General features: G+C 76.1%; 3 protein-coding genes and 1 pseudogene. All 4 read right to left on the bottom strand.

What is annotated here, in order from left to right; all coding sequences use genetic code 11:
* Positions 1-81: 81 nt before the first annotated feature.
* The gene (locus tag AAHH18_RS01495) at positions 82-2,508 is read right to left on the bottom strand and encodes a heavy metal translocating P-type ATPase (RefSeq protein ID WP_459349058.1); all 2,427 of its coding nucleotides are present in this window, start codon (positions 2,506-2,508) and stop codon (positions 82-84) included.
* An 86-nt stretch (positions 2,509-2,594) separates the two neighbouring features.
* Positions 2,595-2,828 (bottom strand): heavy-metal-associated domain-containing protein, encoded by a 234-nt coding sequence (locus tag AAHH18_RS01490; RefSeq protein ID WP_222170800.1) that lies wholly within the window; start codon positions 2,826-2,828, stop codon positions 2,595-2,597.
* Between the two features lie 27 nt (positions 2,829-2,855).
* Positions 2,856-3,137 carry a metal-sensitive transcriptional regulator gene (locus AAHH18_RS01485; RefSeq protein ID WP_122150577.1) on the bottom strand — a complete coding sequence of 94 codons (282 nt, stop codon included), beginning with the start codon at positions 3,135-3,137 and terminating at the stop codon, positions 2,856-2,858.
* A gap of 165 nt (positions 3,138-3,302) precedes the next feature.
* A pseudogene (locus AAHH18_RS01480) lies at positions 3,303-3,591 on the bottom strand (glutathione ABC transporter ATP-binding protein); the annotation flags it as partial.

Here is a 3,591-nt window from a genome sequence, read left to right as displayed (position 1 = left end):
TTGCAACCGCCGCCTGAAACCGCCGGGCTCGAACCCCGCATCTGCGGCAATCTCGACGGCGGTCCGGCAGGCCGGGGCGTGTCAGGCGAAGCGGCGCAGCCGGAGCGAGTTGCCCACGACCAGCACCGAGGAGAACGCCATCGCGGCGCCCGCGATCATCGGGTTCAGCAGACCGAGCGCCGCGAGCGGGATGGCCGCGACGTTGTAGGCGAACGCCCAGAACAGGTTCTGCTTGATGATCCGCAGCGTGCGGCGCGACAGGCGGACGGCCTGCGGGGCGGACCGCAGGTCGCCGCGGACGAGCGTCACGTCGGCGGCCTCGATGGCCACGTCCGTGCCGGTGCCCATGGCGAGCCCGAGGTCGGCGGTGGCGAGGGCGGCCGCGTCGTTGACGCCGTCGCCGACCATCGCGACCCGGCGGCCCTCGGACTGCAGCCGCGCCACGACGTCGACCTTGTCGGCCGGCAGCACCTCGGCGACCACGTCGGCCTCCGCGATGCCGACCTCCCGGGCGACGGCACGGGCCGCACCCGCGTTGTCGCCCGTGAGCAGGACGGGCCGCAGGCCGAGGTCCCGCAGCTCGGCGACGGCCTGCCGCGAGGTGGCCTTGACCGGGTCCCGCAGCACGAGCACGCCGCGCGCGGCCCCGTCCCAGGCGGCGACCACGGCGGTCGCGCCGTCGGCCTCCGATGCCTCGAACCGGGCGGTCAGGTCGTCGTCCAGGGTCACGCCCTGGGCGGCCAGCCAGCGCGGCCTGCCGACCAGCACGCGGCGGGACAGGCCCACGCCGGCGTGCGCCGCGCGGACCACGCCGCTGACGCCGTGGCCGGCCTCGGCCCGGAACTCGTGCACCTGGTCCGACCCGATGGCCACGCCGTCGGCGCCGGCGCCCGTGTGCGACCCCGTGTGCGACCCCGCCGCGGCCTCCGCCACGGCCCGGGCGATCGGGTGCTCGGCGAGCGCCTCGACCGCACCCGCGAGCCGGAGCACCTCCGCGCGGTCCTCGCCGGCGGCCGGCAGCACGTCGACCAGCGCCATGCGGCCCTCGGTCACGGTGCCGGTCTTGTCGAGCACCACCGTGTCGACCGTGCGGGTCTGCTCGAGCGTCTCGGGGCCCTTGATGAGGACGCCGAGCTGCGCGCCGCGGCCGGTGCCGACCAGCAGCGCGGTCGGCGTGGCGAGCCCGAGGGCGCAGGGGCAGGCGATGATCAGCACGGCCACGGCCGCGGTGAAGGCGGCCTGCGCGGACGCCCCGCTCGCGAGCCACACGCCCAGCGTGACGACGGCGATCACCAGCACCACGGGGACGAACACCGCCGAGATCCGGTCGGCCAGCCGCTGCACGGGTGCCTTGCCCGTCTGCGCGGCCGCGACCAGGCGGCCGATCTGCGCCAGGCGGGTCTCGTCGCCGACGCGCGTCGCGCGGACCACCAGGTGGCCGCCCGTGTTGATCGTCGCGCCGACCACCTCGTCGCCCGGGCCGACGTCGACGGGCACGGGCTCGCCGGTCAGCAGGCTCGTGTCGACGGCGCTGGTGCCGGACACGACGACGCCGTCCGTGGCGAGCTTCTCCCCGGGGCGGACGGCGAACTCGTCGCCGGCCCGCAGCCGGTCGACGGGCACGCGCTGCTCCGTGCGCCGGCCGTCGGGGCCGGTGACCAGCAGCGCGACGTCCTTCGCGCCCAGGTCCAGCAGGGCCCGCAGGGCGTCGCCGGCGCGGCGGCGGGAGCGGTGCTCGGCGTACCGGCCGGCCAGCAGGAACGTGGTGACGACGGCCGCGACCTCGAAGTACAGCTCGGGCATGTGCGCGCCCATGCCGTCGTCCGCGGCAGGCCAGAGCGTCGGCGTCATGGTCATGCCGAGCGTCCCGGCGCCACCGAGCAGCAGCGCCCACAGCGACCACCCGGTCGCCGCGACGATGCCGATCGACACCAGGGTGTCCATCGTCGACGCGCCGTGGCGGGCCGCGCGGACGGCGGCGCGGTGGAAGGGCCAGGCCGCCCAGGTCGCGACGGGCAGGGCGAGCACCGCGACGAGCCACTGCCAGCCGCGGAACTGCCACGCCGGGACCATCGAGAGCAGCAGCACGGGCACCGTCAGGACGGTCGCGACCCGCAGCCGGCGGCGCAGGTCCGTGCCGCGCGCGTCGGTCGGGGCGGAGGTGTCCTCGTCGGGATCCATGTCGTGACCCGGCGCCATGGTGTGCCCGGACAGGGCGTGCTCGCGCGGGTCCATGCCGGCGTGCCCGGCGTCGTGCGCGGTGTCGTGCCCGGCGCTGTGCGCGGTGTCGTGCGAAGTGTCGCGCGCGGGGCGGTGCGACGTCACGCGGGCGTCGTACCCGGCGGCGCGGACGGCTGCGACGAGCGCGTCGGTGTCCGGGACGGTGCCGTCCTCGGCGGGCTCGAGCTCCACGTGCGCGGACTCGAGCGCGAGGTTCACGGTCGCGCGGGCGCCGGGGACGCGGTTGAGCCGCTTCTCGACGCGGGCGACGCAGGACGCGCAGGTCATGCCCTCGACCGCGAGGTCGACGGTGCCGGCGGGCGCGACGGGCAGGCCGGCGCTGACGCCGGCGGGGGAGCGGGTGCCGTCGGCTGTCACAGCAGCGACCCCCGCGGGGTGACGGCGTAGCCGGCCTCGTCGACGGCGGCGGCGACCGCGGCGTCGGACAGCGGGGCGTCGGAGGTCACGGTCACGGGCGACGAGCCGCCGGCGACGAGCTGCACCTGCACGTCCGTGACCCCCGGGATCGCGGTGAGCTCCTCGGTGACGTGCCGCACGCAGTTGCCGCAGGTCATGCCGTCGACGGAGAACGTGGTGGTCTGGCTCATGGGGGTGTTCCTCTCGGTGTGCGGGTGTCAGGACCGGACGAGCCGGGCGATCGCCTCGGAGGCCTCGCGGACCTTCTCGGCCCCGGCCTCGGGCGACTGGCGGGCGGCGTCCACGACGCAGTGGCCCAGGTGGTCCTCGACCAGCCCGATGCTCACCGCCTGGAGCGCCTTGGTGACGGCGGCGACCTGGGTGAGGACGTCGATGCAGTACACGTCCTCGTCGACCATGCGGGCGATGCCGCGCACCTGGCCCTCGATGCGCTTGAGGCGCTTGAGGTAGTCGTCCTTGTCGCTGGTGTAGCCGTGCATCGCGCTGCTCCCTGTCGTCGCGGGGGGTCGCGTGCGGGCCCCTCCGTCAGCACCCAACCGTATACCCCCCTGGGGTATTCCCGACACCGGCGACCGGGCCCCGTACGGCAGCGAGCGCGCCCTCCCGACGGGGAGGACGCGCTCGCGTGCGGTGCGGCGGGTGCGTCAGGCCAGGGCGCGCCAGGCCTCGCGCCGTGCGGCCTGCTCGTCCGGGTCCGGCACCGGCAGGGACGCCAGCAGCCGCCGGGTGTACTCCTCGCGCGGGCTGCCGAGCACCTGCTCGCCGGTGCCCTCCTCGACCAGCCGGCCGCGGTGCAGCACCGCGATCCGGTCGGCGAGCAGGTCGACCACGGCCAGGTCGTGGCTGATGAACAGGCACGCGAACCCGAGGCTCTCCTGCAGCTCCGCGAACAGCTCGAGCACCCGCGCCTGCACCGACACGTCCAGGGCGGAC

This window comes from Cellulomonas olei, assembly GCF_039548315.1.
In the GTDB taxonomy this organism is placed as follows: domain Bacteria; phylum Actinomycetota; class Actinomycetes; order Actinomycetales; family Cellulomonadaceae; genus Cellulomonas.
Note: the sequence above shows the minus strand (reverse complement) of the source record. Positions and strands in the feature narration are given on the sequence as shown.